Source organism: Hungatella hathewayi WAL-18680 (assembly GCF_000235505.1).
GTDB classification, from domain to species: domain Bacteria; phylum Bacillota; class Clostridia; order Lachnospirales; family Lachnospiraceae; genus Hungatella_A; species Hungatella_A hathewayi_A.
The window spans coordinates 312,928-329,557 of record NZ_JH379027.1 but is presented as its reverse complement, the minus strand read 5'-3'; the positions used below and the strand labels follow the sequence as shown (position 1 = coordinate 329,557).

18 protein-coding genes are annotated in these 16,630 nt (G+C 49.4%); 4 read left to right on the top strand and 14 right to left on the bottom strand.

Annotated features, from left to right (window positions below; genetic code table 11):
• Nucleotides 1-165 precede the first annotated feature (165 nt).
• Nucleotides 166-807, top strand: a complete 642-nt coding sequence (locus HMPREF9473_RS01595; protein WP_006778299.1) for a helix-turn-helix transcriptional regulator — start codon at nt 166-168, stop codon at nt 805-807.
• 217 nt (nt 808-1,024) lie between these two features.
• Here HMPREF9473_RS01595 and HMPREF9473_RS01590 read toward each other — a convergent pair whose 3' ends face one another.
• The 3 genes from HMPREF9473_RS01590 to HMPREF9473_RS01580 all read right to left on the bottom strand — a co-directional run bounded on the left by HMPREF9473_RS01590 (nt 1,025) and on the right by HMPREF9473_RS01580 (nt 3,468).
• Entirely contained in the window at nt 1,025-1,441 is a 417-nt protein-coding gene (locus HMPREF9473_RS01590) for a putative toxin-antitoxin system toxin component, PIN family (protein WP_006778298.1), read from the bottom strand.
• Complete coding sequence (locus HMPREF9473_RS01585) at nt 1,438-1,737, bottom strand: type II toxin-antitoxin system RelB/DinJ family antitoxin (protein ID WP_006778297.1); 300 nt, start codon at nt 1,735-1,737, stop codon at nt 1,438-1,440. The genes HMPREF9473_RS01590 and HMPREF9473_RS01585 overlap by 4 nt, the downstream gene beginning before the upstream one ends.
• Before the next feature lie 117 nt (nt 1,738-1,854).
• The gene (locus HMPREF9473_RS01580) at nt 1,855-3,468 is read right to left on the bottom strand and encodes an N-acyl-D-amino-acid deacylase family protein (RefSeq protein ID WP_006778296.1); all 1,614 of its coding nucleotides are present in this window, start codon (nt 3,466-3,468) and stop codon (nt 1,855-1,857) included.
• Nucleotides 3,469-3,600: 132 nt separating this feature from the next.
• Here HMPREF9473_RS01580 and HMPREF9473_RS01575 point away from each other — a divergent pair, with 132 nt between their 5' ends.
• Complete coding sequence (locus HMPREF9473_RS01575; RefSeq protein WP_006778295.1) at nt 3,601-4,725, top strand: D-TA family PLP-dependent enzyme; 1,125 nt, start codon at nt 3,601-3,603, stop codon at nt 4,723-4,725.
• Nucleotides 4,726-4,790: 65 nt separating this feature from the next.
• On the opposite strand, the gene HMPREF9473_RS01570 is transcribed toward HMPREF9473_RS01575, so the two are convergent.
• A complete protein-coding gene (locus tag HMPREF9473_RS01570) occupies nt 4,791-6,368 on the bottom strand; it encodes an ATP-binding cassette domain-containing protein (RefSeq protein ID WP_242830820.1) in 1,578 nt (525 codons plus the stop codon).
• Nucleotides 6,369-6,577: 209 nt separating this feature from the next.
• Here HMPREF9473_RS01570 and HMPREF9473_RS01565 point away from each other — a divergent pair, with 209 nt between their 5' ends.
• Nucleotides 6,578-6,892 carry an ArsR/SmtB family transcription factor gene (locus HMPREF9473_RS01565; RefSeq protein WP_006778293.1) on the top strand — a complete coding sequence of 105 codons (315 nt, stop codon included), beginning with the start codon at nt 6,578-6,580 and terminating at the stop codon, nt 6,890-6,892.
• Between the two features lie 79 nt (nt 6,893-6,971).
• Nucleotides 6,972-7,910, top strand: a complete 939-nt coding sequence (locus tag HMPREF9473_RS01560) for an alpha/beta hydrolase (RefSeq protein WP_006778292.1) — start codon at nt 6,972-6,974, stop codon at nt 7,908-7,910.
• Between the two features lie 144 nt (nt 7,911-8,054).
• Here the strand turns inward: HMPREF9473_RS01560 and HMPREF9473_RS01555 are convergent, their stop codons facing one another.
• The 10 genes from HMPREF9473_RS01555 to alsC all read right to left on the bottom strand — a co-directional run bounded on the left by HMPREF9473_RS01555 (nt 8,055) and on the right by alsC (nt 16,619).
• Nucleotides 8,055-8,984: an N-acetylglucosamine kinase gene (locus tag HMPREF9473_RS01555; RefSeq protein ID WP_006778291.1), complete on the bottom strand. Its 930-nt coding sequence runs from the start codon at nt 8,982-8,984 to the stop codon at nt 8,055-8,057.
• 15 nt (nt 8,985-8,999) lie between these two features.
• Nucleotides 9,000-10,079 carry an SIS domain-containing protein gene (locus HMPREF9473_RS01550; RefSeq protein ID WP_006778290.1) on the bottom strand — a complete coding sequence of 360 codons (1,080 nt, stop codon included), beginning with the start codon at nt 10,077-10,079 and terminating at the stop codon, nt 9,000-9,002.
• Between the two features lie 190 nt (nt 10,080-10,269).
• Complete coding sequence (locus tag HMPREF9473_RS01545) at nt 10,270-10,908, bottom strand: dihydroxyacetone kinase subunit L (RefSeq protein ID WP_006778289.1); 639 nt, start codon at nt 10,906-10,908, stop codon at nt 10,270-10,272.
• A 28-nt stretch (nt 10,909-10,936) separates the two neighbouring features.
• The gene (locus HMPREF9473_RS01540) at nt 10,937-11,935 is read right to left on the bottom strand and encodes a dihydroxyacetone kinase subunit DhaK (protein ID WP_006778288.1); all 999 of its coding nucleotides are present in this window, start codon (nt 11,933-11,935) and stop codon (nt 10,937-10,939) included.
• Between the two features lies 1 nt (nt 11,936).
• The gene (locus HMPREF9473_RS01535) at nt 11,937-12,614 is read right to left on the bottom strand and encodes a ribulose-phosphate 3-epimerase (RefSeq protein ID WP_006778287.1); all 678 of its coding nucleotides are present in this window, start codon (nt 12,612-12,614) and stop codon (nt 11,937-11,939) included.
• Between the two features lie 15 nt (nt 12,615-12,629).
• Nucleotides 12,630-13,556 carry an ROK family protein gene (locus HMPREF9473_RS01530; RefSeq protein WP_006778286.1) on the bottom strand — a complete coding sequence of 309 codons (927 nt, stop codon included), beginning with the start codon at nt 13,554-13,556 and terminating at the stop codon, nt 12,630-12,632.
• A 61-nt stretch (nt 13,557-13,617) separates the two neighbouring features.
• The gene (gene hxlB, locus HMPREF9473_RS01525; RefSeq protein WP_006778285.1) at nt 13,618-14,187 is read right to left on the bottom strand and encodes a 6-phospho-3-hexuloisomerase; all 570 of its coding nucleotides are present in this window, start codon (nt 14,185-14,187) and stop codon (nt 13,618-13,620) included.
• Nucleotides 14,188-14,192: 5 nt separating this feature from the next.
• Entirely contained in the window at nt 14,193-14,822 is a 630-nt protein-coding gene (gene hxlA, locus HMPREF9473_RS01520; RefSeq protein ID WP_006778284.1) for a 3-hexulose-6-phosphate synthase, read from the bottom strand.
• Nucleotides 14,823-14,837: 15 nt separating this feature from the next.
• Nucleotides 14,838-15,641, bottom strand: a complete 804-nt coding sequence (locus HMPREF9473_RS01515) for a glucose-6-phosphate isomerase family protein (protein ID WP_006778283.1) — start codon at nt 15,639-15,641, stop codon at nt 14,838-14,840.
• A 12-nt stretch (nt 15,642-15,653) separates the two neighbouring features.
• Nucleotides 15,654-16,619 carry a D-allose ABC transporter permease gene (gene alsC / locus HMPREF9473_RS01510; protein ID WP_006778282.1) on the bottom strand — a complete coding sequence of 322 codons (966 nt, stop codon included), beginning with the start codon at nt 16,617-16,619 and terminating at the stop codon, nt 15,654-15,656.
• Between the last annotated feature and the right edge of the window lie 11 nt (nt 16,620-16,630).

The window sequence follows — 16,630 nt, the reverse complement described above, 5'->3', positions numbered from 1 at the left end:
TTTAATCTCATCTACAATTTACACATTTTTTCTATTAAAAATATTTTTTCAACTTTTTGTTTCATTATTCCTGAAAGTGTTGTAGAATAAAACGTAAGGGGATATTGATTAACTCCGGACACTAAAAACTCAGAACATAACATATAAGAAGTGAGGGGAATTTCTATGGGATACGTAACCGATAATATCAACCTGCTCTCCGATATAGCCAAATGTATAGCCATGCAGTTTGGTGAGAATTGTGAAGTTGTCCTGCACGATTTGACGCTTCCCTACAACAAAACCATCGTGGCCATCTGGAACGGGCACGTTACCGGGAGGAAGATTGGAGATGGCGGTACCAACGCAGGTCTCCAGATTCTGAAAGGCTCCGTATCCCCGGACGACCAGTACCATTACATCAATACCACGCCCGACGGCAAGATTCTCCGTTCCTCCAGCAAATATTTCCGCGACGAATACGGAAAGGTCAACGGAAGTCTCTGCATCAACCTGGACATCACCGATTTAATTAAATGCCAGGATTCCCTGCGCCTCCTTACCTGCGATGAGAGCGAGCTGCCGGCCCACAATTCATCAGAATTTTTCATCGGCAACATCGACGGCCTGCTGGAAGAGATGATGAACGACGCCGTCTCAAAGACCGGCAAAGAAATCAAGGATTTGACGAAAGAAGAAAAGGTAAATATTGTACAGTCTTTAGATAAAAAGGGATTCTTCCTGATCAAGAAGTCCGCCGAGATACTCGCCGACTTCCTGGGACTTTCCCGGTATAGTATTTATAATTATTTAAACGAGATTAAATAGCACGCCAGGAAATATCACAAAACTAACTTAACGATTAGCAAACAAGTTGTAACCAGAGAGCGACTTCAAAATATTCACTCTCTGGTTTCTTTATAAAACAATCCATTCACCGAAGCTGCCAGTAATCTGCTTTGCGGTATGGTCTGCATCCTCCTTTTTTCAAGGCAAAAAGAAAAGAGACTGCTTGAAACAGCCTCTTTTGACAATTTAGTGTATCTTATTTATTTCCATTTAAAATGTCCAAAAACTCTCGTGCAGTCACGATAAACGGTTTTATGGGGAAATGTTTCAGATTTCCAGTTACAAGGTAGGCTTCCTCCTCACCCTTTTCCAAAACGACCTCATAAAACGGCAAGTCTTTCATATCGGGTAAAATTTCACCTGTCGGTGTAGGAGCAAGCATCTCTCCGTATTTTTTAATTACATAAATTAAGGAGCTGACTGTTTCCTCTGAAAATCCAAATTTCTTTCGCCTTAATACCTCGGCATATTCTCGTAATATTTCCTTGCTCAATAATGGTATCACTTCGCCGGAGAACAGCTTTCCCACCACTTGAACAGTGGCGGCATCATCGTGACTTGACAAGAGTGCAGATACCAGCACATTGGTATCAATCACCGCATAACAAATCACTCTGTTGCCTCCTCATATCTGGATTTGCGAATCTCCTCATTGATTTCATCAAGGGACAAGTCCTGCACACCGTTTTCCTTTGCCTGTACCCGAAGTGCCATAAATGCCTGCATACCACTCTGTCTTGTGAAATCGCTGGATGCCTGGATTTCAAATGGGATTCTTTTTTCCCGAACAACAGCACGGGCAAACACATTAAACGCAGTAGTCGCATTCATTCCAAAATCAGAGCAAAGGGCATCAAACTGTCGTTTTAAACTTTCATCCATTCTTACACTGAAAGTTGTTAATGCCATAATAACACCTCCTTATACTCTTATTATATGCAATTCGGTTTTTATTGTCAATATTCTCAACCTATTAGGTGCGTTTAGGTTAAAAACTCACAATATTCCTTTTGCTATGTCCCCATATTACAACATGCGCCCGCAGTTCTCCAGGAGAACTTCATCATCCTTCACCACAAGATTCCCGTTCAGGAAGCAGTAATTCAATCCTTCCGCATACCGTGTGGACTCCACATAAGTCGCCATATCTTTGAATTTCATCGCATCAAATACATTGATATCCGCGTATGCGCCTTCCTCAATCACGCCCCGCATTTCCAGTCCCATCCGCTGTGCTGGCATGGATGTCATTTTCCGGATGGCATCTTTTAATGTCAGAACCTTTCTCTGGTACACATAATCATGTATCAGTCGAGGGAATGCCCCATACATTCTCGGATGCGGGCGATCCGTCTCCGCGTAAATCGCATCGGAAATCACACAGGAATAAGGGAGTTTCGCTATCACATCGATATCGCTCTGCTCCATGCTGCGGATGATAATCGCCGCCGTTCCGTTCTCACTGACCAGGATATCCGAGACAGCTTCTACCTCATCTTCATAGTGAAATGCCTCCACAATCTCCGTAATGCTCTTTCCGATTTTGTCCTGATTCTCCGGCTTCGACGCGGCCGAGATAATCACCTTATCCCATCCCAGGGAAATGGCATAGTTATCCCAATTGTCGTAGGTGCACTCCAACATATCGCGAAGCGCATCCCGCCCTTCCTTTGTCTGAAGTCTTGCAAGGGCCTCCGGAATGTTCCCGTTTACAAACTCCGGCGGTATCATGGACAGCAGGGTGGTTGAACCGCAGTCGTAGGGGTAGAAATCACAGTCCACCGCGATTCCGTCGCGGCGGGCCGCTTCTATCAGCTCAATGGCCTTATGTATTTCCCGGTTCCAATTGGCCATTCCACAGGATTTAAAGTGGCTGACCTCCATCCGGCATCCGGCTATGCGGCCAATACGAACCACTTCCTCCACACTTTTCACAAGGCTGTCGCCCTCGCCACGGATATGAGCCGTCACGATGCGGCCGTATGTTCCCACCGGCTTCAGAATTTCTCCCAGTTCCTCCACGGTCTCAAAGCATTCCGGCAGATACATCAGCCCAACGGACACGCCGGGAGCGCCCTGCTTCAGTGCATCCTCAATGATGTTCTGGCATTGCTTTATCTCGCTCTCTGTGAACGGCTCCTCCGAGAATCCTTTTACCGCAATCCGGATAGCGCCCATGCCAATCATGGCGGCCGTATTTACCGGAAGCTGGCATTCCTTCAGACGTTTTCTGTAATCTTCATAGGTGGCAATGTCCCCGTAGGCGTCAATATTTCCAAGGACCGGGGCATAATAATTCCGCATTTCCTCCACCACAGCCCTATCGCTGCTCAGCGGGTACATGGAGATACCACAATTTCCGGTGGCTGTCGTGGTGATTCCCTGCCTCAGCATGACTTTTCCGTAGGTATTCTCCCCCTTAGCTGTCTCGAAGGGACTTTTGTCGCAGTGGCGGTGCATGTCCACAAATCCTGGCGTCACCGTCAAGCCGGACACATTAAACACCTCATCTGCCCCGTCTCTGTCAAGGTTTTCTCCGATTGCGGCTATTTTATCGTCCTGAATCAGAATATCTGCCACCACCGGTTCATTGCCTTTTCCATCATAAACCGTGCCATTTACTAATAATTTTCTTCCCATTCTCGTTCTCCCACAGCATAGACAACTTGTTATGGTGATAATGGTATCATTGTTTCAACATTTTGTCAATAATTCATTGTATTCTTAAACATTTTGTTGTATAATTCTGCTATACGAACAGGAGGTCTGATTATGCAGCAAACTCATCATGTGAATTATCATTTTTTGGAGGAAGAATCCATTCCTTCCCCGGCCCTTGTCTATGATAAGGACATTTTAATCAAAAACACGGAGACAGCTATCCGGGCAGCCGGCTCCCCGGAACGTCTCTGGCCCCATGTAAAATCTCATAAGTCCAAGGATTTTACACAGCTATCCACCGAAATGGGTATCAAAAACTTTAAATGTGCTACGATTGCGGAGGCGGAGATGGTAGCGCAGACCGATGCGGAGCGGATTCTGCTGGCTTACCCTCTGGTCGGCCCCAACATGGAGCGGTTTTTAAAGCTGGCCGAGGCTTATCCGGCCAAAACCTTCTATGCTCTTGGCGACGATTTGGAGCAGTTTTCCATCCTGGGAGATCTGGCTGCCCAGCGCCATACCAGTGTCAACTGCCTGGTTGACATCAATACCGGCATGAACCGCACCGGTGTGCCGTTTGAATCAGCAATCCCCTTCTATCAGAAACTCAGCCAGCTGCCCGGTATCACAGCCTCCGGTCTGCACTGCTATGACGGGGACCGCCATGAGAAAGATTACGATTCACGGATGCAGAGAGTAACCGAAACCATTGCGGCCGTAACATCCATCCGCGACACTTTGACCGGGCAGAATCTGTCCTGTCCCATCCTGATTATGGGCGGCAGTCCTACCTTCCCGTGCTATGCAAACGGCATGGAGGGAGTTTATTTCTCGCCCGGCACCGTCTTCATCTATGACGAAGGCTACACCGAGCAGTTCCCGGACCTTCCCTACCTGGCCGGCGCCGCCATTCTGACCCGGGTGGTCAGCCACCCGGCCGAAGGCTATTTCACCCTGGATGCCGGCTATAAAGCCATCTCCGCCGAACAGGGAATCCGCGGCATCATCCCGGAACTCCCCCACGCGAAGGAGGCATTTCAAAGTGAAGAGCACTGGACCTTCACCATGGACAAAGGCCATGAAAGCGAGCGGCCCGCCATCGGAACCGTCCTCTACATCATCCCCTGGCACGTCTGTCCCACCTCCGCGCTCTACGACAAAGCCTACGTCATATCCGCCGGCTCCCTGACCGCCGAATGGCCCATCACCGCCAGGAACCGAAAGATTACATACTAACCCAGGCACAATGGCGGAGGCACCATAGATGAATAGACATCTACGGCGCCTCCGCCACTTTTTGATTAAACCTGAATCATTTTTACCTGCCCTGCTTCCGCTCTTTGATAATACTTTTCAAACGAATCATTATGCGACACCAGCACCAATGCAATCTGATACCGCTCACAATATTTGACAATCCGCTCGGTTATCATGTTTATCAGCTCCGGGTCCAGCGCGCTGGTTGGCTCATCCAGCATTAAGATATCCGGCCTCCGCACTAGCACCCTCGCAAGTCCGATACGCTGTTTCTGCCCACCGGAAATATTTTCCCCATCCTGTTCCAGCAGATAATCCAGCCCTTTCATACCCACGAACTCCTCCATGCAGACCGTATGGATGACCTCTTTCAAAGTCTCCTCATCAACCGCTTCCCCCAATGTTATATTTTCCTGAACCGTATCCCGGAAAATATAGGGTAGCTGCTGCCCTTGCAGCACATGCTGGTAATAGACATCAGGAGCTATGGTTTCTACCGGAATTCCATTGTACTCCATGCTGACCGCCTGGCCATCCGTGCCGCAAAAACGGGATATCAAATTCAGCAAACTGCTCTTCCCTTTCCCACTCTCTCCCTTGATAATCACCGGCTCACCCTTTTGAATTGTAAAATCAATATCCTTCAAAATAACTTTCCCATCCTCAAACACATAGGCGTCCGAGTGGAACGAAAACTCCTGAAAAGCGTCCAGTTTCTCATGCGCATAGGATATGGAGTTATCTTCCAAAATCGGCATGATTTTATTCTGCATTTTCAACGCCTGTCTTCTCTGATTCAAATAATCCGGTATCACCTGCACCGGCTCCTGAAGATTGCCAACCAGCACGTAAGTCGCAATCAACTCACCGATAGTATACTGGTTGTTCAAGATTAAAATGGCGCCTATCAAAATAGTCAATATCGGCAATGCAACGGTCAGCATCGCATAGGTAGAGGTAAACACCGAATAATACTGAGAAATACTCTTACTGTGTTTATAGGTATTCCCATCAATAAAATCGGACAGCCGTTTTTGAAAAAAGGACTCTTTTTTATACTGCTTGACATCCTTAACACCGCCAAGGTAGTCCATCATTCTCTGATTCAACTCCGTATTGGACACCTGCAAATCATAGGTTTTATTACCAATCTTCTTGCTGATAAAATGCGTGACGACAAAACAAAATAAGATAAATAAAAAAATGACGGCCGTAATAACCACATTATAATGAAGCATCAACAGAAACGCCATAACCAGGGTCATCACATGTCCTGTTATCAAAATCACGCCGATACTGTTCCAATCGGCTATAAATTTACTGTCATCCTTTATCATAGACAACACAGCCGATGGCACATACTTCATATGAAAAGAATAATCCTTCTCAAACGCCAATCCAAAAAGACTTTTCATCAATGTATAGTGACTGGTGTATTGCAGATTTCTAAAAAAGTACTGAAAAATGCAGTTCATAAGGAAAAATATCACCAACAGCCAGATACAGGATTTTAAGTAGCCTTGAGTGACATTTAAGTTATTCAACGAAATACTGTCGACCGTCTTTTGGATTTGTATCAAAAGAGAAAATCTCAAAACTATTTTTATAATGGAAAGACACATGGTCAAAATCTGCGTTTTTCTAAGTTGACGGAATGTCTGATTAATTTCACGGTGAAACATGGTATCCCCCCTCCCTACGCTCCATCATAACATAATCAGAACTCATTTTCACCCAATTATGTGTATAAACTTATAAAAAAGGATTGTATTCCAATCACAGAAGTGATACTATATGTTTAAACATATAAACGCGTTATAAGGAGACTTCTATGAGCAAACAAACCATGATTTACATGAAAACATGCGCTCCTATCTTTTCAATGCTTCAGGACGAACGGCGGCAGGAAATCACACAGCTTTTGTTTGAGCATCGCGAGTTGAGCGTTACGGCTCTTACGGAGAAGCTTTCCCTATCCCGTCCGGCTGTCTCCCATCATCTGAAATTATTGTTAGATGCGGAGTTGGTAACGGTCCGTCAGGAGGGGAAGGAACGGTATTACCAGGTAAACTTGAAGCCGGCGCTTACGCATTTGAAAAACTTAACCGATTCTATTGAGAACGATATCCGGCAGATGGAATCATGATAAAACGTCACTTCGGTGGCGTTCTATTATCGCCGATATGTTTATATGTTTAAACTCATGAAATCAAGGAGGCATTTTTATGAACTACTCAGACCAGAATAACTGGAAAAAAATCATGTCTTTTCTCCCACCGGAATTTCACTTCACCGAACAGTACACCCCCACAGAAGAACACTGGGACTGGAAGGGGAATCTGGTTCATCTGGATACCTTCCGGAACGCGGACGCCAAAGCTAAAATCATTCTCCTGCACGGCGTCGGAACCAACGGACGCCAGATTTCCACAATCATTGGCGGCCCCCTTGCCAAGGACGGCTATGAAGTCATTGCCATTGACATGCCGCTGTACGGGGTCACAGAAGTAAACAAAAAGATGGTTATCAGCTACGAAGACTGGGTGCAGCTTGGAAATGATTATGTCAACCACGAGTGGAGCCGGGACAACCGCCCCATCTTTCTTTACGGCCTGTCCGCCGGTGGTATGGAGACCTATCACATCGCCTGCAAAAACCGCAATATCAAAGGAATCATCGGCATGACCTTTCTTGACCAGAAAAACCAGCAGGTGCGCAATGAAACCACCAACAATGCATTCTGGGCCCACTTAGGAACTCCCCTTGCCGGACTTGCCACCCGGCTGGGCTTTGGCAGAATGAGAATGAAAATGTCCACCTGCTCAAAAATGTCCGCGCTGTGCAACCACCAGGACTGCTTAAACGAACTCCTCGCAGACAAAACTTCCGCCGGAAACGCGGTTCCCATGAAATTTATTCACTCCTACATGGAATACACACCGGAAACATCCCCCGAAGACTTTGACTTCTGCCCAATTCTGCTTACCCAGCCGGAAAAAGACCGCTGGACCCCTCTCCATTTGAGCAAACCTTTCCTGGACCGGATAAAAAAAGTACCGGTAACCATAACTATTCTGGAAAACGGAGGCCACTATCCGGTAGAACCGCCAGCGCTCGACCAGCTGCACAGGCACATAACAACATTTATCGCCGAAAATATGTAAACTTCCAACCGTTTCCGGCTATATGCAGCCAACCATATACACCCAACTATAAACCTCCATCCCCCAAATTAAGAAGGTACCATAAAATTCAAGCGGGCCGTCCGTAAGTACTACGACCGCCCGCTCTCACTCCACAATATCCCGTTATTCGACCAAACCAAGCGCCATCTCCACCGCGCCGTCAATAGACTCCTTCTCCGGCAGAAGAATCCTGGACTGTGGATATCTCTCTTTCACCCGTTTGGAAAATTCCTCAAGCACAATCGCAGACTTCACAATATTGCTCCCCCACACGCCAACACAGAAGTCGGGCTCCGTCTTCTCCATATCCAGCGCATAGACGATATCGACTATAATCTTGTACAGCTCCTGCGCCGCCCCCTTCAAGATATCCATGGCATAGGAATCGCCTTCCCCTGCCGCCTGGTTCACCAGCCTTCCCAGCTGCGGGAAATCGGCAGGGTTCTTCCCGCCTTTGAGGGAAACCTGAATCAGCTCATCCCTCGTATGAATCCCACCCTCAGACTCAATCAGCCGAATAAGCGGTCCACTCTCCACCGCCCGGTCCAGATAGCGGGCATAATGCTTCAGGGCCATTTTCGTCACCCAGATGCCGGAGCCCTCATCTCCAAAAATCGAGAGCGGCCAGCCGCCGGCCCTTGAACTCTCCCCTTTGCTGTTGATGCCAAATGCAATAGACCCCGTCCCCGATATAATCAGAATTCCCTTCCCGCCAGTCACCGTATAATGGGCAAGCTCCGCATCATTGATCACCTTCATCGGACAGGAAAATCCCTCCAGCTTTTTATACGCCCTCAGCAGGCGCTCCGCGTCCTCCTCACAGTCAATCCCAGTCGTTCCACACAACAGATATTTCGCATCCTCCGGATGCCCTCCAAATTGACTCAGACACTCCGTCACATTCCTGGTTATCCGTCTCAGCAGCTCCTCCTCATTCAGATAATGAAGATTCGCCGGTTCTCCCACGTAATATCCCAGACGCTTCCCTTCCAAATCCGCCGCCATCACCCGGTAATTCGTTCCGCCGCTGTCAATTCCTAAAACGTATTCCATGATGTCCCTCCTCATTTACTCCGCCTGTTTAACGTCTTCCTTATATTTTACATCCATGAACTTATCGATCTCTTTAAAATGCTGCATTCCCGCGCCATCAATCCCCAGTTTCCCAGGAATCACCGCGCAAATCATCTGTAACGGCAGCATTTCCTCAAATGGCTTCGTGTACCACTGCCCGGAATTCAGCAGAGTGCAGTCTCTCTCATCCTCAGACGCCGGAAGGCCAACCGTATACACCTGACCGCAAATGCTTCTGTGATACGCCACCAGCTTTTGCATCCTCTCATAATCTCCGTCATCCGCCATCGGAAGCAGATACATGCCGCCCGTAGTTTCCCGAATCGAGCAGGACGGCCCGTGCAGATACTCCTCAAAATCATAAGACAGCCCCGGAATCAGATAGGTTTCCATCACCTTCAGCGCCCCCTCCTGAGCCACAAACATACTCTGTCCTTTGCCCACAAGGTAAATCTCCTTAAGCGCCTGAAGCCCTTCCTCATTTTTCTCCATCCACTTCCTGGTCCGCTCAATATTCTCCTGATACTGCACCGAAGAAGTTTCAAGAACCGCCAGATACTCCCGGTACTCCTCTTCCGTCACACTGCCTGTCTTCCTCGCCGCCTCCAGCGCCATCAGATACAGCGTGAGAATCGTCGCAGTATATCCCTTCGTCTTCGGCCCCACTGCCTCATCCCCACACGGAATCATGATATAATGCTCACACATGGAATTAATCCGTCCATCCGCATTTCCCGTCATGGCAATTCTGGGATATCCCTTCATCTTCTCCACAGCCGCTATCATATTCGTAGACTTCCCGCCCTGGGAAATGAAGATGAGAAGCGGTCTCTCCCCAAACACCCGCTCCATCTGTGACGGCGGAAATACACTGACCTCCCGTTTCAACACATGCTCCATAAAAGGCGCCGCCGCTTTCGCCGCATTACATGACGTCCCACTGGCAATCAGATACACATGGTCAGGCTTCTCCCCATCAAAAATCTCTTCAAAGCCGGCCGTAATCTCAACATTCTGTTCCAACACCTTCCGAAAAATCTCAGGCTGTTCCATGATGTAATCCAACATCGTCATACGCTATCCCTCCATAGGTCTTCACAAAAGTTTTTAAGTTGATTGAAGTATAGCATATCTATTCCAAAAACTCCATATGTTCTAAACATTTTGTTTAATAATTATTGACATTTTGTTGCAATCCTTTATCCATCAAACAACGGCAAAATAAAAACTGGCAGTTACCCATGCCAGTTTTTATTTCTCCTTTTTATTCTCCTTCTCCTGCCGCACCGCGAAACCAAAACTTCTCCACAGCCTCAAAGATCAGTCGTCCGGCCTCAGCGCCGCCATCTACCAGCCCAATCCCCTTCTCGCCATAATAGGCTGCTCTCCCATGAACCGGCTTCATCTGCCTAGTCTTCTCTGCCCCTTCAGCCGCCGCACGTCTCGCCTCCGATACCGCTTTCGCCTCATCATCCTTCCACAAAACCATAGCTTCCATCCCTGGCCAAAGGGCGTCTATCACCGTCTTCTCCCCCGGCCTCGTCCCTGTCTTTTCCATGATAGCCGCCACACCTGCCCGCAGGGCCTCCGCCATCTCGGCAAATCCGGCATTCTCCTTTCCTTTCAGGTATTTTCCCATCCCCATAAATCCCATGGTGAGAATAGTCCCCAAACTGGAAGGGGCCGCTTCATTAAATGCTTTTCCGGCTTTCGCCAGCACTTTCCCCAAATCGCGTTCCTCCGCTCCGTCAACTGCCTGAAAAGCCGCCCGAAAACCGTCATCCATGGAAATCCCCAGGTCACCGTCCCCATTTCGCTGGTCCAGTTCTACCAGATAATCCCTGTTCTCCTTCATCACCTTACTCAATTCGGCCATCAGTTCTGCCAACCGTCCCCTATCCATCCATCAACCGTCCTTTCCCGCTCCGGTATTACATCCGGTAAAATGGTGTCACCGCCGGCCGTAAGAGCAATTCCTTCAGCTCTCCATCCAATTTAAATACCGTCAACGAAACTCCCGCCATCTCCATGGAGGTAGCAAACTCTCCAATATGCGGCGCGACAATTCCAACTCCCATATCTGTCAGCTCCTGGTGGATATTCCGGTACACAATCATCTGCTCCTCTAGCGGTGTCGCTCCCAGGCCATTGACCATAACAGAGACCTCATCCCCCTTTGCAAGCTCCATATCCTCCAGAATCTTCCCAAGCAGGCAGGAGGACAATTCATCGGCCGTCATCATTTTTCTAACCTCTATTCCGGCCTCCCCGTGAATTCCCATACCGATTTCCACTTCCCCGTTCCCCACCGTGAACGTAGGTTTCCCCACCTGCGGTACGATGCAAGGCGACAAAGCGGCTCCCATCGACCGGATATTGCCAAGGGCTTTTTTGGTAACCGCCTCCACCTCACAAAGACTTCTCATCTGCTCCGCCGCGGCGCCGGCAATCTTGAAGGCATAGACCATCCCGGCGATTCCCCGCCTCCTGCTCTCCTCCCCCTTCGGACTGCTGGCCACATCGTCGCATACCTTGACAATCCTCGTCTCAATATCATCCATCTCCACACTCTCACAGGCCATGTGGAAATTCATATCATCCCCGCCATAATTTCCATACAGGCACAGCACTCCGCCGCCAAAATCGCAGGCTCGAATCGTATCCTCCATCTTGCCGGCAGACGGGGATGCGAACACATTTCCCACCGTGCATCCATCCAGCATTCCCTTCCCCACATATCCCAGAAATACCGGCAGATGCCCGCTGCCGCCGCCAGTCACGACGCCCACTTTTCCAGCTGGCGCCTTCTCATTGGAGAGCACCACATGATAGTCACCATTGCCCAGCTTTAACTGCTCCCCATAGGCCGCTATAATGCCCTCCACCGTTTCTCTCACAAAATCTTCCGGTTTATTGATTATTTTCTTCATATCAGTTGTTCTCCAGATATTCTCTTAACCGCCCCATGTTTTCAGGAACCGTCCCCTTATCATTATAGATACTTGCGGTCCCCAGCACGAAGACATTGGCACCCAGGCTCTTCGCCCGTCTTGCATTTTCAAAAGAAACATTTCCATCCACTTCCAAAAGCGCTCCCGGCTTTCCATACTGCTCCAGCATCATTTTGGCCTTCTGCAGTTTATGTGATAACTGTTCGTCAATGTCCTGCTTCGGTCCGGAACCTGCATTGCACAGAAGCACCAGCATCATATCAACCAGAGGAACCACCTCCTCCACCATGCACAGAGACGTCCCCGGATTCAACGCCACGGACGGTCTGCCCCCCGCTTGTTTGATGGCTTTCAGCAGATTCTGTATCTCCTTCGTGGATTCAATATGAATGCTCACGTAAGTATCCTTACAGTAAGGTAAAAGCGTTTCGATAAACCGCTCCGGTCTGTCCACCATCACATGGACATCCACCGGAAGGCGGGTGGCCCTGTGTATGGCCGGAAGCAGAAGCGGCGGAAGCATGGTTGTGTTGGTAAATGTTGTGTCCATGATGTCAAAATGAATCATATCCGCCCCCGCCTTCTCATACGTCCGGATTTCTTCTTCCAGATTCAGCAAATCCCCGCACATAATGGAAGGCGCAAATAAATCTCTCATACCTGTCTCCTTTCTCTACAATTCCACAAGTCCCAGCCGGTAAGCGCCGTACAGTCCCGCTCCCAATACTCCGCTTTCCCTGCTGTGTGTGGTAAAGATAAACCGGAGGCTGTCGGCCGGCATGGGATGTCTGGTATTCTCCCGGATATACTGTTCCAGAAGCCCCCACGGAAAACCTGCCATATCCGTCACACCGCCCGCAATAAAAATCAGCTCCGGGTCCAAAATATTGGCTATCTCAATCACAGGAACCGCCATATCCTTCACAAATTCCCTTACAGGCGCCTCCTGTCCATGAGCCAGGAACAACTGCTCAAATGCCGTGTCAGGATAACGCTCCGCCGCAAGCCGCTCCAGATACTTTCCCCCACAGCGAAGACATTGGCAGCCTATATTGCCGCACACGCAGCGTTCCTCCAGCCCCCGGATGGGATTGTGGGCAATCTCCCCGGCCACACCGTTCTTCCCGTCATAAAATTGTCCCCGAAAATAAAAGGCATTGGCAACCGCCGAGCCATAATACAGGCCAACCAGCATCCCGTCACTCTCAAAACAGATGTCCTCTCTGTGAAAAAACATATCTCCAAACATCAGGATATTGGCATCCCTCTCGATAAACACCGGTATTCCCCAGGCATCTTCCAGCCGATGTTTCAAATCAAAGCCCGTGAAGGAGGGAACATACGGAGCGCTGAACACCGTTGTCTTATCCCGGCTGACCGTTCCTGGGATTCCGATCGTTACCGCCTTCACATTTCCATCCGGCTTCCATCGCTCCATATATCCCCTGACCTCATCCACCAGCACAGACACTCCATCCACGCCGCCAAACTTTCCGCTGGATATCTTCTCAAAACCGCTCAGACTGCCATCCACCGCAACCGTTCCGATACGAAAATGCGTACCCCCTATATCGATACCAATTGTCACATCCTTCATCATCCAGCACCTCTTGTTCTATTCCAGGTTCCCTCTGCATTATTTCCCGATAACTCCACTCCATCTACTCCAGATTCGCATGGCGGCTCATAATGCTTTTGTCATCCATGGACATCCCGCCCCGGTCCGCCACGCACATGCTGAGCGCATCTCCAAATATCAGAAGACTCTGCTCAAACAGATTCCCGCCAGGCTGAATGGAATGGTTTTCCCCATCGTCCTGCACCTTGGCCGTCACGCCATGAATCACCACCGTGATATCCGCCATCTTGCCCAGAGTCGATTCCGGATAAATCGTAATCACCGCCAGCTTTGCCCCCGCTTTTTTTGCCTTTTCCGCCATAACCTTCAGCGTGGATGTCTCCCCCGAACCGGAGCCGATGATAAGCAAATCCCCTTCCCCGATGGCAGGTGTAACCGTCTCCCCCACCACATAAGATTTTAGTCCAATATGCATCAGCCTCATAGCAAGTCCGCGAATCATCAGCAGAGACCTGCCGCATCCCGCGGAATAAATCTTATCCGCCTGAAGAATGGCATCTATCAGCTGCTCCCCCATCTCTTTTCCGACAGCCGACAGATTCTCCTGTATCTCACCTGCAATTTCCATCCCTGTCACTACAATATCTCTCATACTCTTCACCCTTTTATCTTCGCCTGATAAGCGATAACCGCTTCCCTCAAATTCTTCTCTCTCATCAGCGCACTGCCGACAATTCCCACATCCGCTCCCATATCCCGAACGTCCGAGATTGTCGCCAGGGAAATACCGCCTGCCGCCGCAATTTTCGCGTGCTTCACCACCGCGGCAATTCTCTGAAGCTCCTCATATGGCCCTTTCCCCGAAGGCTGCACATCGGAGGCCGTGTGAACCCCAATGTAATCCACGCCCATCTCATCCAGCTCCTTGGCACGCCCTACTACATCCTCCACACTCAACATATCCACGTAAACTTCCCGTCCCAGCTTATGGGCGGCGTCCCGGGCGCCCTGAATGGTCTCATCTGCCGCAATCCCCAGCACCGTCACAATATCCGCTCCCGCCTCCACCGCATAACCCGCTTCGATAGAACCGCCATCCGCAATCTTTACATCCGCCAGTACCGTCACATCCGGATACGCCTGCTTCATGGCCTGCACCGGAAGCATCCCGTCCTTCACAATCATCGGCGTCCCAATCTCCACAATATCAATCACATCCGCAATCGTGCCCACCAGCCTGACCGCCTCTTCCATACCGATTACATCCATTGCCAATTGAAGTTTCATATTTTTATTCCTCCGTCATTTTCCCAACTGCTCCCATATCTCCGTTTCAAATGCTTCTGGCTCCGCCAGATAGTCAAACCTCTCCGGACATTCCCAGAACATCTCATTTAAAGAAACATCCCTCACCACTCCCAGATTTTCCTTCTCCACCGGACTCACAAACTCCATCTGCGGCAGCTTCTCATATCTGGCATTGGGAACAAATAGCAGATGATTCTTCTCCTTTAACAGATACATTCCAAACCCGTGCATCCTGGCAATCGGCCCGTAATGCAGGGCGCAGGGCACTGCCAGATTCCCAAAAGCCATCGGCCCGTCCCCGGCATTGCAGACACAGTGGGCGCTGTATGGCGGAATAATAATCTTTTCCCCTTCCTGCAGCATCGCCGCCCGCATCCGGTTCACAACAAGAGGTCCGTCCTCCAGAAACGCTTCGGATTCCTGAATCAAAAACACAGCCGTACCGCAGAGCACCTCATACACTTCCGGAAACGGCAGCCGGTGTCCCTCGCTGACCCCGTGATAATGTCCGGAATTCTTGCGGCACTCTCTCCCCATCAGCCCAGGCATCAGAATCGTTATCCCATTAGTCACCTGCCTGTCCTCAAATACCTTTCGTTTCGACTCATCCCATATATTCTGATAGAACCGGTAGCAGACCTCCCCGTCCGCCGCCTCATCCTCCTCATAAGCCAGATGCTTCATTTCCCCGAACCGTTTCTCCTTACACGCCTCACAGGAAACACCATTCTCAAAAACCAGCTCACAACTCTTCTCATCCAGCCACACACCAAACCCATACTCCAACCGTCTCATCATCCCACGCCCCTTCTATTTCGATGCTTTCCCCTTAAATATCCTGTCTAAGAACACCGCTATAATAATCAGGGAGCCGGTCACAATCTGCTGGTAATAGGAACTGACACCCAGCATGTTAAGCCCATTGCTGATAGTGCCGATAATCAATCCGCCGATAACCACCGTAGGAATCTGCCCGCGGCCCCCGAAAAAGCTGGTTCCGCCTATAATCGCCGACGCGATGGCAAATGTCTCATACCCCTGCCCGGCCAGCGGCTCCGCCGAACCGATTCTCGCGGTATATACAATTCCCGCCAATCCAAAGCAGACACCACTGATAATATAAACAATCAGAATATACAGCTTCGTGTTGATGCCGGAAAACCATGCCGCCTCTTTGTTGCCTCCCAGCGCATAGATATTCCGCCCCAGCACGGTTTTCGATGACAGAAACCACAACAGCACCGCCATAATCAAAGCAATGATAACCGGACTCGGCACCTTCCCACCCAGCCAGCCACCCATAAAATCCTTAAACTGCTGTGGAAATCCATACACGGACTTGGCATCCGAGAAGATAAGCACCAGACCACGAAATATCGACTGTGTTCCAAGCGTCACCACAAACGGATGAAGCCCGGTCACATTAATCAGCATCCCGTTAAAAATACCGCACATGGCCCCCACCAGAAGTCCTGTAAGCACTGCTATCTCCCACGGAACGCTTCCCATCGCCACCAGCTTGGCGGTAACCATGCCAGCCAGCGCCATGATGGAGCCCACCGACAAATCAATGCCGGCTATCAAAATAGCAAAGAATTCCCCGCAGGCAATGATGATCGTGATGGAACTCTGAATCGCAATCTGAAGCAGGTTGCTGGGCGCAATAAACTGCGGCGGCCCAAACAGAGCCAGCATCAAGATGAGCAGTACCAGAATTGTAAAAGTCCCGAATCTGTCCCAATAGGACGACAAACGTTGTTTCCCCGTATTTTTCATAACGCATTCTC

Coding starts and splice junctions, on each gene's coding strand:
- HMPREF9473_RS01595 (WP_006778299.1), top strand. CDS start 166: ATGGGATACGTAACCGATAATATCAACCTGCTCTCCGATATAGCCAAA.
- HMPREF9473_RS01585 (WP_006778297.1), bottom strand. CDS start 1,737: ATGGCATTAACAACTTTCAGTGTAAGAATGGATGAAAGTTTAAAACGA.
- HMPREF9473_RS01580 (WP_006778296.1), bottom strand. CDS start 3,468: ATGGGAAGAAAATTATTAGTAAATGGCACGGTTTATGATGGAAAAGGC.
- HMPREF9473_RS01575 (WP_006778295.1), top strand. CDS start 3,601: ATGCAGCAAACTCATCATGTGAATTATCATTTTTTGGAGGAAGAATCC.
- HMPREF9473_RS01570 (WP_242830820.1), bottom strand. CDS start 6,368: ATGTGTCTTTCCATTATAAAAATAGTTTTGAGATTTTCTCTTTTGATA.
- HMPREF9473_RS01565 (WP_006778293.1), top strand. CDS start 6,578: ATGAGCAAACAAACCATGATTTACATGAAAACATGCGCTCCTATCTTT.
- HMPREF9473_RS01560 (WP_006778292.1), top strand. CDS start 6,972: ATGAACTACTCAGACCAGAATAACTGGAAAAAAATCATGTCTTTTCTC.
- HMPREF9473_RS01555 (WP_006778291.1), bottom strand. CDS start 8,984: ATGGAATACGTTTTAGGAATTGACAGCGGCGGAACGAATTACCGGGTG.
- HMPREF9473_RS01550 (WP_006778290.1), bottom strand. CDS start 10,079: ATGACGATGTTGGATTACATCATGGAACAGCCTGAGATTTTTCGGAAG.
- HMPREF9473_RS01545 (WP_006778289.1), bottom strand. CDS start 10,908: ATGGATAGGGGACGGTTGGCAGAACTGATGGCCGAATTGAGTAAGGTG.
- HMPREF9473_RS01540 (WP_006778288.1), bottom strand. CDS start 11,935: ATGAAGAAAATAATCAATAAACCGGAAGATTTTGTGAGAGAAACGGTG.
- HMPREF9473_RS01535 (WP_006778287.1), bottom strand. CDS start 12,614: ATGAGAGATTTATTTGCGCCTTCCATTATGTGCGGGGATTTGCTGAAT.
- HMPREF9473_RS01530 (WP_006778286.1), bottom strand. CDS start 13,556: ATGATGAAGGATGTGACAATTGGTATCGATATAGGGGGTACGCATTTT.
- hxlB (WP_006778285.1), bottom strand. CDS start 14,187: ATGAGAGATATTGTAGTGACAGGGATGGAAATTGCAGGTGAGATACAG.
- hxlA (WP_006778284.1), bottom strand. CDS start 14,822: ATGAAACTTCAATTGGCAATGGATGTAATCGGTATGGAAGAGGCGGTC.
- HMPREF9473_RS01515 (WP_006778283.1), bottom strand. CDS start 15,641: ATGATGAGACGGTTGGAGTATGGGTTTGGTGTGTGGCTGGATGAGAAG.
- alsC (WP_006778282.1), bottom strand. CDS start 16,619: ATGAAAAATACGGGGAAACAACGTTTGTCGTCCTATTGGGACAGATTC.